We start from the raw sequence: 18,103 nt of genomic DNA, 5'->3' as shown, positions 1-18,103 counted from the left end.
AGCCGGGGCATGGTGGGCCTGTTCCTCGTCGACGACGACTCGCAGCCCGATCTTCCCTCCCACTACGGCGTCGACGACATCCCTCTGATCATCCAGGACGTCGCGGTCTCTTCCGGCGGGGGCTCCCCCGGCACACCCGTCACCAGTCCGATCGGCCGGATCGGCAACACCGTGATCGTCAACGGCACCTACGAGCCTCGCTTCGAGGCCTCGACGAACCTCGTGCGCCTCCGCATCCTGAACGCCTCCGCAGCCCGGTGCTACAACCTCGAGCTGTCGACGAAGGATGCTTTCCACCTCGTCGGCACCGATGGCGGTCTCCTTCCTTCGCCGGAGCCGCTCACCCGGCTCCTACTGTCCCCCGCAGAGCGCGCTGAGATCGTCGTGAAGCTCGGCCCGGACGCCGATCTGGTGCTCCGCTCGGTCCCCCACGAACTCGGGATGAGCCGTGGAGACAACATCGCCTCCGGCGCCGAAGACACGCTGGGCATCCTGCGCATCACCGGGCCACGCACCGCCCCGGCGCGGAATGTGCCGATCGCGCTGCCGTCCGCTGCCCTCCCTCAGCGAGCAGACGCCCTGATCGAGAGGCGTTTCACGCTGGGCGACACCACGATCAACGGCGAGAAGATGGACATGGCCCGCATCGACACCGTGGTCGCCGCGGGCAGTACGGAGATGTGGACGATCGAGAACTCCTCGAACCGTGCGCACAACTTCCACATCCACGGCACGCAGTTCGCCGTCCATACCGCGAACGGCGCCGGTCCGACCGGCCCCCTGCGTGGGCCGAAAGACACCGTCTTCATCCCGCGGGGAGAGACCGTCGAGCTGATCGTCCCGTTCGGATCGTTCGTCGACCCCGCCACCCCGTACATGTACCACTGCCACCTGCTCTGGCACGAAGACCAGGGAATGATGGCCCAATACGTTCTCACCGACGGCGAACACGCGGCCGGGCCGGCTCATGGCGGGACGCACCACTGAGCGTGCCCACTCTTGCGACCCCGTGCATTCGCACGCGAACGCGCCTAGGGTGCCGTGATGATGAAAATTCGACGTCGAGTCCTTGCCGGCATCCCGGCGACTGCCCTTGCGATCGGAATTCTCGCGTTCGCAGCCCCCGCGCCGGCGCAGGCCGCGCAACAGGTTTCGTACTACAGCAGCTGGAACACCTGCTCGCTCCGGATGGACCGCCTCGCCCAGCAGGGATACACGATCATCCAGGGCTGCACGGCCGATGCGTACGTGAACGGCACCCCCGTTCGATGGCGGCTCATGTACCAGTAGGTCTCCGGTCGAGGTCTCGCCACCGGCCCGACTTCGATTCACCCGACGGAGGCAAGGCCCCTGCGACCAGCAGGGGCCTTCCGCGTTCTCCCGCCTCAGCGGACCATCCGAGAGGGCCCGCTGCGCCCCGTGGCGAAATGCGAAAGGGCCGGCCTTTCGGCCGACCCTTTTCGTGTTCCGTCGGGATGACAGGATTTGAACCTGCGACCCCTTGACCCCCAGTCAAGTGCGCTACCAAGCTGCGCCACATCCCGGAACTGCCCGCACGCGGACAACTCCACTATCCTACCCGGTCCCCAACCCCGCCGCGAACGCGTCTCGCCCCATCGACCTCGAGAGCCACGACGACAGCCGTCAAGACGAGCGCAGCGACGACGTACTCGCCCGCCGGAAGAAGGCCCGCGGCCACGGCGACGAGCACCGCGGCGACCACCACCGCCGACACCGACCTCGCGATCTGCCGACGCAGCAGCACCGCCCAGACGACCAGAAGAAACACGGCGACCGGCAACGTCAGGGCGAGTCCGGCGACAGCATCCGACACCTCCGTCTGCCCCGTGACCTTGTCGATCTCGACCTCCACCCCGGCCGAGACGGCGCCCACCGCGGCGAAGATCGCGTAGTGCGGATACCCGAACGCGAAACCGCGGCGGGCATTCGACAGGGCCTCGTGCTGCTCGCGGGCGTAGTAGATCCACCAGATGGCCGCGGTGATGACGAGGCCGGATGCGGCGAGCCACAGCAGATCTGCCAGATGCTCACCCGCGGCGAGCGCATCGATCAGAGCGTTCGACGACGCCAGCAGACTCTCGCCGAGCAGCAGCAGCGTGAACAGACCGAACCGCTCGGCGATGTGATGGGGGTGCCAGGGCGTGCGCCCCCGAGCCTCGGCGACGATCGGCACGCAGATCTCGAGCGCCATCAGCAGGAAGAAAGTCCAGAGCTGCCAGGTCTCGGGGAGGGCGAGGCGCGCGACCCAGAGCACCTGCACGCCGGCGATGCCGACGGCGAAGCGCACCGCGGTGCCCCGCGACGCGGGATCGGATGCGGCGAGCCGCGCCCACTGGCCGACCATCGCCAGCCGCATGATCACGTAGCCGAAGGTCACCACCGTGTAGTCGAACTCGACCATCGCGTCGTGCACGCCGGCGGCGAGCACGAGCACACCGCCCATCTGCACGATCGTCATCACGCGATAGAGCCAGTCGTCGGTGTCGAAGGCGGACGCGAACCAGGTGAAGTTCATCCACGCCCACCACACGGCGAAGAACACCATCAGGTACGACAACACGCCCTGGCCGACCTCGCCAGCGCTGATGAGGTGGTGCAGATTGCTGGAGGCCTGCGAGATCGCGACGACGAAGACGAGGTCGAACAGCAGCTCGAGCGGACTCGCCACGCGACCCGGCGCATCGGCATCGCGCGCACTCATCCGCCGCAGGCCCATCCGAGACAGCACTCCGTTCACCTCATGAGTATGGGGCGTGCCGCCCGCCTACGATGGAGCGAACCCGGAGGACACCATGCACGAGCAACGAACGGCGACGCTGCCGACGTGGACGTGGGGCTTCGCGCCCTACGTGGTGCTGTCGGTCGTCCACGTCGTCGCTCTCGGACTCGGCGCCGATTCCTTGGCCGGTCCGACCAAGCTCCTCCTGATGCCGGCGCTGGCGATCGCGGTGCTGTGGGCCGGTCGAGGTACGGCCTGGGGCTCGCCGTTCTCGCTGCTCTTCGTCGCGATCGCGCTGTCGTGGCTCGGTGACGGCGCGGCGACGTTCTTCCCGTTCGCGCCCGAGCTGCCGGTGATGCTCGGATGCTTCGGGCTCGCCCACCTGGCATACATCTGGCTCTTCGCGCGCGTGCTCCCCACACGCTCGCTCCCCGCCTGGACCGTGGTGTACGCGCTGTGGTGGGGCATCCTGCTCGCGGTGCTGTGGCCGCGCCTGGGAGCGCTGACGGTCGCCGTCGCGATCTACGGAGTGGTGCTCGCGGGAACGGCCGCCACCGCCGCTAGCACCAACCGGATCATCACGATCGGGGCGGCGTTCTTCCTCGCCTCCGACACGTTGCTCGCGTTCCGCCTCTTCACCCCCGAGGCGATGCCGCCGGTGACCAGCCCGCTCGTCATGCTGACGTATACCGTCGGTCAGGGCCTGATCGCGGCGGGCGTCGTGATCGCCGTGCGGCTGCGGGAACGGACGACCGCCCGATGACGGGGGCATCCGCGCGCGTCGACGCCTGGCTGTGGGCCGTGCGTGTCTACAAGACCCGGTCACTGGCGACGGCCGCCTGCCGCGCCGGCCACGTGCGCGTCAACGGCGAGAAGGCGAAGGCCGCCCAGCAGGTGCGGCCCGGCGACGAGCTGCGCGTGCGCATCGCCGGGTTCGACCGCATCCTCGTCGTGCGCGATACGATCGTGAAGCGGGTCGGCGCCGTGCAGGCCGCGGCCGCCGCGGAAGACCGCACTCCCCCGCCGCCCCCGCGCGAGAGCACGCCCTTCGTGCCGGTGCGCGACCGGGGAGCCGGTCGCCCCACCAAACGCGATCGACGAGACATCGAGAAGCTCCGCGGGCGCGACCTCGAGCACTGACGCCTCTCCTCCCCGGGACGACCGCCGCGGAAGTTATCCACCATTCGTGGCGCTCGCACGTCGAATGTCGTATGTATGTTCGATAATGTATGCATGAGCTTCTTCGACGACATCGACCAGCACCTCGACGTGCTGCGTGACGTCGTCGGCGAGGTCGATGCCGGCGCGCTGCCGTCGACGGTCGCCGGGTCGCGCGATGCCGACGTGCTGCGGGTGATTCGCGAATCGACGACGGTCATCGAGGCACTCGCTGCGCTGCGCATCGCTGCCTCAGGAGTGCTCGCCGCGCGGTCCCGGCGCGAGCAGGGCCACGGCGGCGTGGCCGCCGGCGAGGGTCATCGAAGCGCAGTGAGTCTGGTGCAGGAGATCACCGGCACGACCCGCACCGAAGCCGCGAAACAGGTGAGGCTGGGCGAGTCGCTGCTCGACGGCGCGAAACTGCTCGGTACGACACGGGCGCGGTCGGCCGAGGGCGAGCCGGATGCTGCGGACGCCGGAGGCGGCGCAGGCCCGGCGAGTGCCGTGCGCGAGCCGTGGCATGCTCCGCTCGGGCGCGCGCAGTTGGCCGGAACGCTGAGTGCGGCGCAGCACCACGCGATCCTCCATGGTCTCGGCGACCCGCCCGCGCCGGGCGACCCCGCCGTCGACGCCGAGTTCGCCGAAGCGTGGTCGCTGGCGGCGTCCCAGCTGTCGGCGGAGGCCGCCCACCGTACGGTCGAGGAGCTCGCGGCCGCGGCGCGGACCATCCGCGACCGGCTCGACCCTGTCGGGGCGGAGGAGCGGTTCGCTGCACGGTTCGACGGCCGGTCGTTCCGCATGTGGAAAGACGCGCACGGCGTCGCGCACGGGCACCTCACCTTCGACGACGAGTCGGCGGTGTTCCTGCAGAGCGTGTTCGACTCCGCCCTGCGTCCTCGCCGCGGCGGACCCCGCTTCGTCGCCGACGACGAGAAGGCCGCCGCCGCCGAGCTGCAGGACGACCCGCGCACCAACACCCAACTCGAGTTCGATCTGCTCCTCGACATCCTGCGCGCCGGCGTCCTCGCCGACGCCAAAGCCGTGCACGGCGCCCGCCAAGCCGGGGTGCGCATCGTCGTCACCGATAACGCGTGGGAGAAGAGTCACGCCGGAGTCCCGGCGATCGCACACCTTGAGGACGGGCTCACAGCCCTCCCCGCCTGGGCCGCCGCGCAACGCGCGTGCGACGGCGGCACCCGCACCATCTGGATCGACGGCACCGGCGAACCGCTCCACCTCGGACGCGAGCAGCGCCTCTACAGCTCCGGGCAGCGCGTCACCCTCGCCATCCGCGACGGTGGATGCCGCTGGCCCAGCTGCGACCGCCCCGCCTCGATGTGCGAGGCCCATCACATCGACCCCTACTCCGAGGGCGGCCGAACCGACGTCGACCGCGGCGTCCTCCTCTGCCGGTTCCACCACATGCAGCTCCACCACCACCGATGGCGCATCACCCGGGAAGATGGGGAGGAATTCGTCCTGCACCCGCCCGCCGGAAAAGGCGCACCCGTCACGCTCGCCCCACGGCTCGCGCTCGCCTTCGCGTGGGCCGACGTCTCCCCGCCGCTTCCCCGGTTCCGTAAGCCACCGGGGGCGGCAGTGCCGACGAACTAGGCCAGCAGGTCGAGCAGCCATCCCGCGCCGTGCACCGTGGCGCCGAGGGCGCGCACGCGATCGGCGAGCTCGCGGTCGCTCGTGACGACGACCGCGGCCGTGGGGTCGGCGAGCGCCGCGGTCTGCGCGACGATCTCGTCGTCGCCGGATGCTTCGGCTCGAACGATCACGACACCCTCGGGCGCAGCATCCACCGCCTTCGCCTGACCCTCGACGACCGCGACGATCGGGGCGAACCACCCGGTCGCCCCGAGACCCAGCGCGGACGCGGGTACGCCCGACGCGGCGAGCGCACCCATCCGCTGGATGAGCCGGTCGGCGGCGCCGGCCCGATCGCGCCACCAGCCGTCGGGCACCGAACCCATGACGTTCGCGACGTCGACGACGACCGTCGGGCGCACCTCCAGCAGGGGACGCAAGATCGCCCACGCGTCGGCGAACGACGGGTGAAGGGGCCTCTGATCGACCTCACCGACCGGCACCCACGCGAGCGCGCGACTCTCGGGATCACTGATCACCGGCTCGAAGGGTTCGACGACATCGCCGACGAGGGTCGTGTAGCTCCAGACGCCCAGATCGAAGACGTTCACGAACCGCGGTGCGACCGACCCGGCCGGAACCCCGGCCTCCTCCGCCGATTCGCGCAGGGCCGCATCGTGAGCCGACTCGCCCTGATGCCGTGCCCCGCCCGGGAGTGCCCAGGTGTCGCCGTGGTGACTCCACGAGACGCGATGCTGCAGCAGCACCCCGCGATCCGGGTCGAGGGCGAGCAGCCCCGCGGCACCGAACCGCCCCCAGTAGCGCTCGCCCTCGGGCGTCTCGACCCACGCATCTCCGGGATCGCGCGGCCCGTGCGGGCGACGCGGCTCACCGGGAGCGGGCGGCACGATCGTCATCGCACCAGCCTGTCACAACACCCGCACGACGAAACGGCACCGTCTCGGCGAAACCGCCCCGAATTCGGGGCGATCTCAGCGAGGCGATGCCGTCTCGAGACGCGACTCAGCGCTGGCGACGCTCGCGCACGCGCATGTTGAGCACGATCGGGCTTCCCTCGAAGCCGTAGATCTCGCGCAGGCGACGCTGGATGAAGCGACGGTAGCCCGGGTCGAGGAAGCCCGTCGTGAACAGCACGAAGGTCGGCGGACGCGTCGACGCCTGGGTGCCGAACAGAATGCGGGGCTGCTTGCCGCCGCGGAGCGGATGCGGGTGCTCGGCGACCAGCTCGGCGAGGAACGCGTTGAACTTGCCGGTCGGGATACGCAGATCCCACGACTCCAGCGCCGTCTCGAGCGCCGGAACGAGCTTGTCGAGGTGACGCCCGGTGCGCGCCGAGATGTTCACGCGCGGCGCCCAGGCGACGTGCGCAAGGTCCTGCTCGATCTCGCGCTCCAGGTAGCGGCGACGATCCTGGTTCTCCATCTCCGGGGTGTTCATGAGGTCCCACTTGTTGAAAGCGAGAACCAGAGCACGACCCGACTCGAGAACGAGATCGATGATGCGCACGTCCTGCTCGCTCAGCGTCTGCGAGACGTCGAGCACGACGACGGCCACCTCCGCTTTCTCGAGCGCGGCCGAGGTGCGAAGCGATGCGTAGAAGTCGGCACCCTGCTGCAGGTGCACCCGACGACGGATGCCGGCGGTGTCGACCAGGCGCCAGACCTTACCGCCGAGCTCGACGATCTCGTCGACCGGGTCGCGAGTCGTGCCCGCGAGCTCGTTGACGACGACCCGCTCCTCACCGGCGGCCTTGTTCAGCAGCGACGACTTGCCGACGTTCGGGCGACCGAGGATCGCGACGCGACGGGGTCCGCCGATCTCGTGGCCGGCGACGGCCGAGACCTCGGGCAGCACCTTCATGACCGCATCGAGCAGGTCGGCGACACCGCGACCGTGGATCGCCGAGACGGGGTACGGCTCGCCGAGACCCAGGCTCCAGAGCGCGGCGGCCTCCGACTCGTGGCGCGCGTCGTCGACCTTGTTGGCGACGAGGAAGACGGGCTTGCCGCTGCGACGGAGGAGGCGCACGACCTGCTCGTCGGTGGACGTGGCGCCCACCATGGCGTCGACGACGAACAGCACGACGTCGCACAGCTCGATGGCGACCTCGGCCTGCAGGGCGACCGACTTGTCGATGCCGCGGGCGTCGGGCTCCCACCCGCCGGTGTCGACCAGCGAGTAGCGGCGGTCGGCCCACTCGGCCTTGTACGTGACGCGGTCGCGCGTCACGCCGGGGGTGTCTTCGACGACCGCCTCACGACGCCCGATGATGCGGTTCACGAGCGCCGACTTGCCGACGTTCGGGCGACCGACGATCGCGACGACCGGCAGCGCCGGCAGGTACTCGATCGCATCGCCGCTGGCCGTGATGCCGGCGAGCAGCTCGGCATCCTCCGCGTCGAGATCGAAATCGTCCAGCGTCGCGCGCAGGGCCGCCGCGCGCTGTTCGGCGAGTTCCTCGTCGAGGTCGGCGAGCTTCTCTTCGAGCTGGTCGGGACCGCCCTCGTACTCTTCTTCATCGCCCATGGTGGGCTCCCATCTTCTGATCGACGACCTCGAGCACGGCCGAGACCGTCTGCTCGAAGTCCAAGTGTGTGGAATCGACGACGGTCACGCCGTCGGCGGCCGTCTGGAAATCGACGACCGCGGAGTCGGATGCGTCGCGCCGCCGGATCGCGTCGGCCACGGTCGCCGCATCCTGGCCCTCCAGCTCGGCGCTGCGCCTCGCGGCACGCACCTCCGGGTCGGCGGTGAGGAGGATGCGGACGGGCGCGTCGGGCGCGACGACGGTGGTGATGTCGCGACCCTCGACGACCACGCCGGGCCGGGCCGACTGCGCGACGAGCGAGCGGAACAGGCCGTTGAGGCCTTCGCGCACACCCGCGACGCGGGCCACGCCGCTGACGGCGGCGGTCACGCGGGGCTCGCGGATCGCGGCGGCGACGTCGGTGCCGCCCACGGTGATCGCGAAGTCGTGGGGCTCGAGCGAGATGTGCACGTCGAGCGACTCGAAGGCCTCGAGCGCCGAAGCGGCGTCGTCGGTGTCGCGGCCGGCCTCGACCATCGACCACGCCAGCGCGCGATAGACGGCGCCGGTGTCAAGGTAGCCGTACCCGAGTCGTGCCGCGACGCCCTTCGAGACGCTCGATTTGCCACTGCCGGCCGGACCGTCGATGGCGACGACGACGCTCTCGTCGAACGGGCGGGAATCAGTCATGGGTGTTGTTCGCAATCCGCCACCCGCGCGCCTGGAGTCCCTCCGAGGCGCGGTGGACGGCATCGGGGACGACGCTGATCTCGGCGAGGCCGAACGGCGCGCCCGGAGAGTGCTCGAGTCGGAGGTCTTCGACGTTGACGGAGAGCTCGCCGAGCTCGCCGAAGAGACGACCGAGCTGACCGGGGGTGTCGTCGACCATGACGACGATGTTTTCGAAGCGGCGGTTCTGGCCGTGCTTGCCGGGCAGACGCTCGACGCCGTCGTTGCCGCGACGGATGGTGTCGGCGACGGCGCGACGCGCACCCGGTGCGTCGGGGTGGCGCAGCGCCTCGGCGACGCGGGAGAGGTCGCCGGCGAGATCGTCGAGCACATCCACGACGAGGGCCGCGTTGGCTCCGAGGATCTGCACCCACAGCTCAGGCGCCGAGGCGGCGATACGGGTCGTGTCGCGCACGCCCTGACCGGCGAGACGCAGCGACCCGTCGGGAGCGTCGACGAAGCGTCCGGCGAGCAGGCTCGCGACCAACTGGGGCACGTGCGAGACGACGGCCACCGAGCGGTCGTGCTCCTCGGGCGTCATCTCGATCGGGGTCGCGCCGAGGTCGAGCGCCAGGGCCTCGACCAGCGCGAGGTCGGCCGCCGTCGTCTCACCGTCGCGGCAGACCACCCACGGCCGCCCGATGAAGATGTCGGCCCGCGCCGAGATGGCGCCGCCTCGTTCGCGACCGGCGAGGGGATGCGACCCGATGTAGCGGGACAGGTCGACACCGCGCGCCTGGAGTGCGCGGAGCGGCTCGAGCTTCACGCTCGCGACGTCGGTCACGACGGCGCCGGGGTGGGCGGCGAGCTCGCGCTCGATCACGTCGGCCGTCACGTCGGGGGGCACCGCGACGACCACCAGCGACGGCGCGTCATCGGGACGAGGAAGTCGGCCCGCGCCGTAGTCGACGGCGAGGCGCAGCTGCGCGGGAGACGTGTCGTCGAGGGCGACGTCGACACCGAGAGCGGTGAGGGCGTGACCGACGCTCGCGCCGAGGAGGCCGGCGCCGACGACGCGAACGGTGCCGCGCACACGCGGGGCCAACGCCACCGGCGGGCGTACGGACGACGCGGTCGAATCGCTCACGGTCTCTCCTGGTCACCCGCCTTCGGGGCGGGGCACGGCGCGGGTGGAATGCTCACTCTTCGGCCGACGGATCGTCCGTGCGGGGAGGGGCGTCGTCGGCGGCGGGTTCGGTGCCACCGTCACGACGCGACAGAGTGAGCAGTGCGCCGCGCTCTATCGTAGTCAATTCGCGCGCGCGTCCGACCGGGAGCGGACCCAGGGAGAGCGGACCGAAACGCCGCCGGACCAGGTCGACGACGGGGTGACCCACCTCGGCCATCATGCGGCGCACGATCCGATTGCGCCCCGAGTGCAGCGTCAGCTCGACGATGCTGAAGTCCTCCGAGGCATCCAGCAGACGCGCCTTGTCGGCGGCGATCGGCCCGTCCTCGAGCTCGACGCCCTTGGTGAGGGTGGCGATCGTCTGCGGCGAGACGCGCCCCTCGACCTTCGCGATGTACATCTTGGTGACCCCGAACGAGGGGTGGGCGAGCACGTGAGCGAGGTCGCCGTCGTTCGTCAGGATCAGCAGACCGCTCGTGTCGGCGTCGAGTCGACCGACGTTGTAGAGCCGCTCGGGCCATTCGTCGGTGTACTGGCGCAGATCGGGGCGACCGCGGTCGTCGCGCATCGAGCTCACCACCCCGGTGGGCTTGTTGAGGATGACGTACCTCTTCGACATGTCGAGCTGCACGGCCACCCCGTCGACGTCGACGAGGTCGGTTTCGGGGTCGATACGACTGCCGAGCTCGGTGACGACGACGCCGTTCACGCGCACCCGTCCCGCCACGATCAGGTCTTCGCTCACCCGCCGCGAGGCGACTCCCGCATTGGCCAGCACCTTCTGCAAGCGAACGCCCTCGGTGTCCATCTCCGTCATCTCACGACCTCCGCGTCGAATCCTGCCGAACCGTCGTCGAGCAGCGGCGCGATGCGCGGCAGCTCGTCGAGGGAGTTGATACCGAGGTTGACCAGCAACGCATCGGTCGTGCCGTAGTGGATGGCCCCCGTCTCGGGGTCGGCGAACGCCTCCGTGATGAGCCCGCGGGCGAGAAGCGTTCGCACGACGGAGTCGACGTTCACGGCGCGGATCGCGGCGACCTGGCCCCGGGTCACCGGCTGCTTGTACGCGATCACAGCGAGTGTCTCGAGCGCCGCCTGCGACAGTCGTGACGGGGCCTGGGTGTTGACGAACTCCGAGACGAGGTCGTCGTGCTCGGCGCGCACGTAGAGCCGCCACCCGCCACCGACCTCGCGCAGTTCGAAGCCTCGACGGGGTCCGGCGCCCCGGCCGTCGTAGTCGTCGACGAGCGTCTCGATCGCTTGGCGCACCGCCGCCACCGGCGCACTGACGGCGGCCGCGAGGCTCACGAGGCTCTGCGGCTCTTCGATCACGAGCAGGATCGCCTCGAGTCGACGGGCGATCGAGCCGGTGCTCGCTCCCCCGGCCGATGGGCCGTCACGTGTCTCATCGGTCATAATCTGCTCCCAGGGTGGCGAGGTTCTCTTCCGACCAGCGTGCGGCGCTCCAGCGGAGCGTCAGCTCGCCCAGTGGTTCGAGCTGCTCGAACGTCAGGGCGGCGTGGCGGTAGAGCTCGAGAACGGAGATGAACCGGGCGACGACGACGCCCGGTTGGGCGACCCCGGCGACCAGTTCGCGGAAGGTGAGGGTGCCGGCACTGCGCAGGAGCGTCACGACGACCGCCGCCTGCTCGCGGATGCTGACGAGGGGCGCGTGCAGGTGGTCGAGCCCGACCTGCGGGATCTCCTTCGGCGCGAACGCGAGCAGCGCCAGGGCGACGAAGTCCTCGACGCTGTGGGTCCAGACGAGGTCGGGCACGGCGTTGCGGTACTTCTCGTCGAGTCGGACGGCGCGCACGTGACGGCGGTCCTCGGCCTGCAGCCCCGACGCGAACCACGCCGAGACGTCTTTGAACGCGCGGTACTGCAGCAGCCGGGCGAAGAGCAGATCGCGCGCCTCGAGAAGCGCCACCGACTCCGCGTCGACGAGTTCGCCCTGGGGCAGGAGCCCGGCGACCTTCATGTCGAGCAGGGTCGCGGCCACCACGAGGAATTCGGATGCTTCGTCGAGGTCCTCGTCGGGCCCCAGCGCCTTCAGGTACGCGATGAACTCGTCGGTCACGCGACTCAACGAGACGTCGGTGATGTCGAGCTCGTGCTTCGAGATGAGTGTCAGCAGCAGGTCGAAAGGCCCGTCGAAGACGCCGAGCGAAACGCGGAAGCCTTCACCGGTCTCGTCGATCGGCGCGGAGTCGTCGCCGGCCGGCGGTGTGTCGGCGGCGTCAGGCGACGGCGCCACGGGCGACCAGCTCCCGCGCCAGACGCAGGTAGGCCTGGGCGGCCGCGTGCTCCGGCGCGAACTCGGTGATGGGCATCCCCGAGACCGACGCGTCGGGGAACTTCACCGTCCGGCCGATGACTGTCTCGAGCACGTCGTCGCCGAACGCTTCGACCACGCGCTCCAGCACCTCTCGGGAGTGGAGCGTGCGCGGATCGTACATGGTGGCGAGAACGCCGTCGAGCGTGATCGACGGGTTGAGCCTGTCGCGCACCTTGTCGATCGTCTCGATGAGGAGCGCGACGCCGCGCAGCGCGAAGAACTCGCACTCGAGCGGGATGAGCACACCGTGGCTCGCCGTGAGGGCGTTCACCGTGAGCAGGCCGAGCGACGGCTGGCAGTCGATGAGGATGACGTCGTAGTCGGCCGAGACCTTGCGGAGCACCCGGGCGAGGATCGTCTCGCGGGCGACCTCGTTGATGAGGTGCACCTCGGCCGCCGACAGATCGATGTTGGCCGGCACGATGTCGAGGCCTTCGACGCGGGTCGGCACGATGACCTCGCGCGGATCGCGCTTCGTGTCGAGCAGCAGGTCGTAGATCGTCGGGGACTCGTGGGTCTGGATGCCGAGGCCCGCCGAGAGCGCGCCCTGCGGGTCGAAGTCGACCGCCAGCACCTTCCGGCCGTAGCCGGCGAGCGCCGCCGCCAGATTGATGGTCGTCGTCGTCTTGCCGACGCCGCCCTTCTGATTGCAGAGGGCGATGATCCGGGCCGGGCCGTGGCCCGAGAGCTTCGGCGGGGTCGCGAAGCCGTGGTACGGCCGTCCGGTCGGGCCAAGGGTCACTTCGCCGTCGCCGGCCGTCACCGACTTCTTCGTTGCGCTTCGCGCCACCGACCCACCTGCCTTAGCTACCGTGCCTCCCATGCTACCGAGTGAGGGGGCCGGCACCCGCGCGGGCACACCGGCCGCACGTCACTCGGTGCGCACCGATCCGCGACGCCGGACGGCGACGAGCGTCATCGCGCCGATGCCCGTCAGCAGCCCGGCACCCGCCATCCACACCATCGCCGGCTCGCCACCGCTCTCGGCGAGCGCGGCCGGGGCGCCGGTGACGGTCGGTGCGGGGCTCGCCGTGGGCTCCGGCGACGGCTCGACCGGGGGCACGACGCCGGTGATCGACGTGACGTCGTTGGCGAGCTCCGCGGTGACGTGCGCGATCGCTCCCAGCATGATCCCGAGCGCCTCATCGTTGACGTTCGTGATGTCGTCGGCGGGCGTGTGGTAATTCGGGTCGTGGATCTCGCCGACCGTGCCGCCGAAGAGCGCGGCCTGCTCCGCGGTCTTGACCTCGTCGGCGCCCGTGAACAGGCCGGAGGCGGGGATGCCCGCGGAGATGAACGCGTCGTAGTCGCTGCGGGCGTCGAACGCCGTGTCGATCCAGGGCTGACCGATCGCGTCGAAGTAGTCGGTGAACGCCGCCTCGGTCTGTATCGATCCGTCGGGAACGTCCACGGGAGCCTCGTACGTCGACTGGTCGGCGTCGTACACCGAGATCACGTAGTTCGGCGAGGCGACCATGTCGAAGTTGAGGTAGGTGACGATCTCTCCGGCCTGCTCCTCGGTGAGCTCGGCGACGTAGTTCGCCGAGCCGAGCAGCCCGATCTCCTCCGCACCCCACCACGCGAAGCGCACGCGGTTGGCGAGGTCTCCGGATGCGGCGAGCTGCACGGCCGTCTCGAGGATGGCCGCCGAGCCGGAGCCGTTGTCGTTGATGCCGGCACCCTCGGGCACCGAGTCGAGGTGGGCGCCGAGCATGACGGTGTTCTCGGCCGCGCCGGTGGGCGTGTCGGCGATGATGTTGAACGTCTCGATGACCGACAGCGTCTGCTGCAGCTGGAGGTCGGCCGTCACCGTACCCGCAGCCATCGCCGCGACGAGCGTCTGCCCCTGCGACTGCAGGATGCCCACCGAGGGGATGAGGTCGGGAGTCTGCTCGCCGAGCGTGCCGGAGAGCACCCCCGGTTCGCTGTTGTACACGAGGATCGCGACGGCGCCGGCGGCACCGGCGGCGATGGACTTCTCGGTGAACGAGCACACCCCCCGGGAGACGACGGCGATCTTGCCCGTCGCATCCACCCCGCCCCATTCGCCGGCGTTGCAGCCGTTGGCGGTCGCCGGCGCGACGAGGGCGACGTCGGTGAGACCGGCGGCCGGCGTCGACGGCGTGTACTCCATCGGGAGTCCGAGCGGACCCGGGGCGCCGTCCTCGTCTTCGTCGTCGGTGAACGTGATCCCGTCGATCGCGAGCGCGTACTCGTCGATCGTCTGCACCGTCGCCTCGAAGGTCTGGCGCTGCGGCTCGTACCCGGCTTCGCGCAGCACCGCCTCGACGTAGGCGCCGCTCGCTTCGTATCCCGAGGTGCCGGCGGCGCGGTTCCCGTCGTTCCCATCGGCGATCGCCTGGAACGCCTCGAGGTGCGCACGCACGCCCTCGACCGTGACGCGGCTCTCGAGATCGGCCGGATCGACCGCGAAGGCCGGGGCCGCACCCGACCCGGCGACGAGCAGCACGCCCGCTGCGATTCCGATTCTGACGGGTGTCCAGCGACGCTGCAGTTCTCGCACGATGCGGTTCTCCTTCGACCTACCTGGGGGGTTGAAGGCACGCTACCCGCGATCCCCCACGTCGTCCAGGAAATTCACAGGGTGGAAATACTCGCCCGCTCAGCGAGCACGCGGATGCGACGTGGCGTAGACGTCGCGGAGCGCGTCGATGCTGACATGCGTGTAGATCTGCGTGGTCGCGACCGAGGCGTGGCCCAGAAGCTCCTGCACGACGCGCACGTCGGCCCCGCCCTGCAGCAGATGCGTGGCGAACGAGTGCCGGAAGGTGTGCGGCGACACATGCGCCTCGAGACCGGCCCGCTCAGCGGCCTGCTGGATGACGAGCCACGCGCTCTGCCGTGACAACGGAGCGCCGCGAACGCCGAGGAAGAGCCGGGGTGATGAGTGGCCGCGGGCGGCCAGCGCCGGGCGCACGCGCGTCAGGTACGCCTCGACGGCGGCACGCGCGTAGGAGCCGACGGGCACGATGCGCTCCTTGTCGCCCTTGCCGCGCACCCGTATCACGTCGCCGTGGGCGAGATCGTCGACATCGAGCTGCACGACCTCCGAGACGCGCGCGCCGGTGGCGTACAGCAGCTCGAGCAGCGCGCGGTCGCGCACGGCGGCGGGCTCGGCCGGCACGTCGTCGCCGGGCGCGGGCCCCGCGGCATTCAGCAGCGCCTCGATCTGGGTCAGTGCGAGCGCCTTCGGCAGCCGCCGTGCGGCCTTCGGCGGGCGCAGCCGGCCGCTGGGGTCCTCGGTCTCGGTGCCCTCGCGCACGAGGTACCGGTGCAGGCCCCGCACCGACGACTGCAGGCGCGCGAGCGACGACGACGCGGGGGGCGGCTGTGCCGACGCGCGCTCGGCCGCGAACTCGGCCACCATCGCCGTCGTCACCTCCGACGTGTCGGCGACTCCTCGCTCGGCCAGCCACTCCACGTAGACGGCGAGGTCGCGCCGGTACGCCGCCTGCGTGTGCTCGGAGAGACCCCGTTCGAGCGAGACGTGCCGCAGATACGCATCGACCGCCCGCTCGACGCGCACGTCAGCGCTCCGCGGCGGCTTCCCGCCGGAGCACCTCGGCCGCCGCCATGACGCCGGCGATGAGGATCGCGTTGCCGAACCGGCCCTCGATGATCCCGTCGACGACGTCTGCGAGCGCAACCCGCTCCACGCGGATGTCGGCCTCCTCGTCCTCGCGGTCGAACGCGGCGGGAGCCGCCTCGAGGCCGCGGGCGAGGAAGATGTGCAGCACCTCGTCGCTCCCGCCGGGCGAGGTGTGCATCTTCAGCAGCGGCTGCCAACGGCGGGCGACGAGGTCGACCTCCTCAGCGAGCTCGCGCACGACCGAGTCCTCGGGCGGCTCCCCCGCCACGTCGAGGAGCCCGGCCGGGATCTCCCACTCGCGCAGCCGCACGGGGTGGCGGTACTGCTGGATGAGCACGACGCGATCCTCGTCGTCGATCGCGACGACTGCCGCGGCGCCCGGATGGTCGACGTACTGCCGCACGATCTCACCGTCGCCGTAGCGCACGGTGTCGGAGCGCACGTCCCACACCCGACCGGCGTAGACCTTCTCGGAATCCACCACCTCGGGCTCGACCGCCTCGTCGCGGAGTCCCGCGCCAGGCCCGGAACCCGCAGCATCCGTCACGCCGACTCCTCGACGTCGAACAGCTCGCTCGCACGGTGACGGTCGAGTGCGGCGCCGACGAGGCCACGGAAGAGCGGATGCGGCTCGGTCGGGCGCGAGCGGAGCTCGGGGTGCGCCTGGGTGGCGATGTAGTACGGGTGCACGTCGCGCGGGAGCTCGACGTACTCGACCAGGTCGAGGTCGGGGTTGAGCCCGGAGAACACCAGGCCCGCTGCGGCGAGCTGCTCGCGGTAGGCGTTGTTGACCTCGTAGCGGTGGCGGTGGCGCTCCGACACCTGGGAGGCGCCGTACACCTCCTCGGCGACCGAACCCGGCGCGAGATCGGCCGGGTACAGGCCGAGGCGCATCGTGCCGCCCAGATCGCCGCGGTCGAGGATGTCGACCTGCTCGGCCATGGTCGCGACGACCGGGTGGGGGCTGTCGGGGTCGAACTCGCTCGACGACGCACCCTCGAGACCGGCGACGTGACGGGCGTACTCGACCACGATGCACTGCAGACCCAGGCAGATGCCGAGGGTCGGGATGCCCTGCTCGCGCGCGAACTTGAGCGCCCCGAGCTTGCCCTCGATGCCGCGGATGCCGAAGCCGCCGGGGATCACGATGCCGTCGAGTCCGCCGAGCGCCTTCTCGGCACCCTCCGGCGTCTCGCAGAGGTCGGAGGGGATCCAGGTCACCGTGACGTGGGTCTCATGAGCGAAACCACCCGCCTTGAGCGCCTCGGTCACGGAGAGGTAGGCGTCGGGCAGGTCGATGTACTTGCCGACGAGACCGATCGTCACCTCGTGCTTCGGGTTGTGCACCGCCTGGAGCACCTTCTGCCAGCGCGACCAGTCGACGTCGTTCGCCTTCTCGAGTCCGAGCGCGCGCACCAGGTACTCGTCGAGTCCCTGGTCGTGGAGCATCGAGGGGATGTCGTAGATGCTCGGGACGTCGACCGCGTTCACCACGGCGTCTTCGTCGACGTCGCACATGAGGGCGATCTTGCGCTTGTTCGACTCGGTGACCGGGCGGTCGCTGCGCAGCACCAGCGCGTCGGGCTGGATGCCGATCGAGCGGAGGGCGGCGACGGAGTGCTGCGTCGGCTTGGTCTTCTGCTCGCCCGACGCGCCCATGAACGGCACGAGGGAGACGTGCACGAAGAAGACGTTGCCGCGGCCGAGCTCGTGGCGGATCTGCCGCGCCGACTCGATGAACGGCTGCGACTCGATGTCGCCGACCGTTCCGCCGATCTCGGTGATGATGACGTCGGGCTGCGGATCTTCGCTCGCCTGCAGACGCATGCGTCGCTTGATCTCGTCGGTGATGTGCGGGATGACCTGCACCGTGTCGCCGAGGTACTCACCGCGCCGCTCACGCGCGATCACCTCGGAGTAGACCTGACCGGTCGTGACGTTCGCGGCCTGGCTGAGTTCGATGTCGAGGAACCGCTCGTAGTGCCCGATGTCGAGGTCGGTCTCGGCGCCGTCGTCGGTCACGAAGACCTCGCCGTGCTGGAACGGGTTCATCGTGCCCGGATCGACGTTGAGGTACGGATCGAGCTTCTGCATCACGACGTGAAGGCCGCGTGCGGTCAGAAGGTTGCCGAGACTGGCGGCCGTGAGGCCCTTGCCGAGCGAGGAGACCACGCCCCCGGTCACGAAGATGTGCTTGGTGGTCTTGCTGGAAGAGGTGCCCGTAGATGAAGAGTCCGTCACGGGCTTCCATGCTATCA

The 18,103-nt window shown here is 70.2% G+C and carries 18 protein-coding genes and 1 tRNA gene; 5 read left to right on the top strand and 14 right to left on the bottom strand.

Annotated elements, in window-relative coordinates:
* Window positions 1–9: 9 nt before the first annotated feature.
* Entirely contained in the window at window positions 10–987 is a 978-nt protein-coding gene (locus FVP77_RS17010) for a multicopper oxidase family protein (RefSeq protein ID WP_147893355.1), read from the top strand.
* A 57-nt stretch (window positions 988–1,044) separates the two neighbouring features.
* Complete coding sequence (locus FVP77_RS04045) at window positions 1,045–1,290, top strand: hypothetical protein (RefSeq protein ID WP_147893354.1); 246 nt, start codon at window positions 1,045–1,047, stop codon at window positions 1,288–1,290.
* Between the two features lie 180 nt (window positions 1,291–1,470).
* Here the strand turns inward: FVP77_RS04045 and FVP77_RS04040 are convergent.
* Window positions 1,471–1,544: transfer RNA gene (locus tag FVP77_RS04040), tRNA-Pro, on the bottom strand.
* Between the two features lie 26 nt (window positions 1,545–1,570).
* Window positions 1,571–2,758, bottom strand: coding sequence for a low temperature requirement protein A (locus tag FVP77_RS04035; RefSeq protein WP_147893353.1), 1,188 nt, complete (start codon window positions 2,756–2,758; stop codon window positions 1,571–1,573).
* A 55-nt stretch (window positions 2,759–2,813) separates the two neighbouring features.
* Between FVP77_RS04035 and FVP77_RS04030 the strand changes: the two genes are divergently transcribed.
* The 3 genes from FVP77_RS04030 to FVP77_RS04020 all read left to right on the top strand — a co-directional run bounded on the left by FVP77_RS04030 (window position 2,814) and on the right by FVP77_RS04020 (window position 5,512).
* The gene (locus tag FVP77_RS04030; protein ID WP_147893352.1) at window positions 2,814–3,503 is read left to right on the top strand and encodes a lysoplasmalogenase family protein; all 690 of its coding nucleotides are present in this window, start codon (window positions 2,814–2,816) and stop codon (window positions 3,501–3,503) included.
* The gene (locus FVP77_RS04025) at window positions 3,500–3,880 is read left to right on the top strand and encodes an RNA-binding S4 domain-containing protein (RefSeq protein ID WP_147893351.1); all 381 of its coding nucleotides are present in this window, start codon (window positions 3,500–3,502) and stop codon (window positions 3,878–3,880) included. Before FVP77_RS04030 ends, FVP77_RS04025 begins: the two co-directional genes overlap by 4 nt.
* Window positions 3,881–3,973: 93 nt before the next feature.
* Window positions 3,974–5,512, top strand: a complete 1,539-nt coding sequence (locus tag FVP77_RS04020) for an HNH endonuclease signature motif containing protein (RefSeq protein WP_147893350.1) — start codon at window positions 3,974–3,976, stop codon at window positions 5,510–5,512.
* On the opposite strand, the gene FVP77_RS04015 is transcribed toward FVP77_RS04020, so the two are convergent.
* From FVP77_RS04015 to FVP77_RS03960, 12 genes are all read right to left on the bottom strand, one after another.
* Window positions 5,509–6,408 carry an NUDIX hydrolase gene (locus FVP77_RS04015; RefSeq protein ID WP_147893349.1) on the bottom strand — a complete coding sequence of 300 codons (900 nt, stop codon included), beginning with the start codon at window positions 6,406–6,408 and terminating at the stop codon, window positions 5,509–5,511. The genes FVP77_RS04020 and FVP77_RS04015 overlap by 4 nt on opposite strands.
* Window positions 6,409–6,514: 106 nt before the next feature.
* The gene (gene der, locus FVP77_RS04010; RefSeq protein ID WP_147893348.1) at window positions 6,515–8,038 is read right to left on the bottom strand and encodes a ribosome biogenesis GTPase Der; all 1,524 of its coding nucleotides are present in this window, start codon (window positions 8,036–8,038) and stop codon (window positions 6,515–6,517) included.
* Window positions 8,028–8,729 carry a (d)CMP kinase gene (gene cmk / locus FVP77_RS04005; protein ID WP_147893347.1) on the bottom strand — a complete coding sequence of 234 codons (702 nt, stop codon included), beginning with the start codon at window positions 8,727–8,729 and terminating at the stop codon, window positions 8,028–8,030. The genes der and cmk overlap by 11 nt, the downstream gene beginning before the upstream one ends.
* Window positions 8,722–9,855 (bottom strand): prephenate dehydrogenase, encoded by a 1,134-nt coding sequence (locus tag FVP77_RS04000; RefSeq protein ID WP_187266809.1) that lies wholly within the window; start codon window positions 9,853–9,855, stop codon window positions 8,722–8,724. Before FVP77_RS04000 ends, cmk begins: the two co-directional genes overlap by 8 nt.
* Window positions 9,856–9,907: 52 nt before the next feature.
* Complete coding sequence (locus FVP77_RS03995; RefSeq protein ID WP_147893346.1) at window positions 9,908–10,714, bottom strand: pseudouridine synthase; 807 nt, start codon at window positions 10,712–10,714, stop codon at window positions 9,908–9,910.
* Complete coding sequence (scpB, locus tag FVP77_RS03990; protein WP_147893345.1) at window positions 10,711–11,313, bottom strand: SMC-Scp complex subunit ScpB; 603 nt, start codon at window positions 11,311–11,313, stop codon at window positions 10,711–10,713. The genes FVP77_RS03995 and scpB overlap by 4 nt, the downstream gene beginning before the upstream one ends.
* Window positions 11,303–12,154, bottom strand: coding sequence for a segregation and condensation protein A (locus FVP77_RS03985; RefSeq protein WP_147893344.1), 852 nt, complete (start codon window positions 12,152–12,154; stop codon window positions 11,303–11,305). Before FVP77_RS03985 ends, scpB begins: the two co-directional genes overlap by 11 nt.
* Window positions 12,138–13,025: a ParA family protein gene (locus FVP77_RS03980; protein ID WP_183042513.1), complete on the bottom strand. Its 888-nt coding sequence runs from the start codon at window positions 13,023–13,025 to the stop codon at window positions 12,138–12,140. Before FVP77_RS03980 ends, FVP77_RS03985 begins: the two co-directional genes overlap by 17 nt.
* A gap of 81 nt (window positions 13,026–13,106) precedes the next feature.
* Window positions 13,107–14,759: a M20/M25/M40 family metallo-hydrolase gene (locus tag FVP77_RS03975; RefSeq protein WP_246133959.1), complete on the bottom strand. Its 1,653-nt coding sequence runs from the start codon at window positions 14,757–14,759 to the stop codon at window positions 13,107–13,109.
* A gap of 99 nt (window positions 14,760–14,858) precedes the next feature.
* The gene (gene xerD / locus FVP77_RS03970; RefSeq protein ID WP_147893342.1) at window positions 14,859–15,782 is read right to left on the bottom strand and encodes a site-specific tyrosine recombinase XerD; all 924 of its coding nucleotides are present in this window, start codon (window positions 15,780–15,782) and stop codon (window positions 14,859–14,861) included.
* A gap of 1 nt (window position 15,783) precedes the next feature.
* The gene (locus FVP77_RS03965) at window positions 15,784–16,392 is read right to left on the bottom strand and encodes an NUDIX domain-containing protein (RefSeq protein WP_147893341.1); all 609 of its coding nucleotides are present in this window, start codon (window positions 16,390–16,392) and stop codon (window positions 15,784–15,786) included.
* Window positions 16,389–18,086, bottom strand: coding sequence for a CTP synthase (locus FVP77_RS03960; RefSeq protein WP_147893340.1), 1,698 nt, complete (start codon window positions 18,084–18,086; stop codon window positions 16,389–16,391). The genes FVP77_RS03965 and FVP77_RS03960 overlap by 4 nt, the downstream gene beginning before the upstream one ends.
* Window positions 18,087–18,103: the final 17 nt, after the last annotated feature.

The sequence above is a fragment of the Microbacterium hatanonis genome, from assembly GCF_008017415.1.
In the GTDB taxonomy this organism is placed as follows: Bacteria; Actinomycetota; Actinomycetes; order Actinomycetales; family Microbacteriaceae; genus Microbacterium; species Microbacterium hatanonis.
This window is presented reverse-complemented; position numbering and strand designations above follow the sequence as displayed.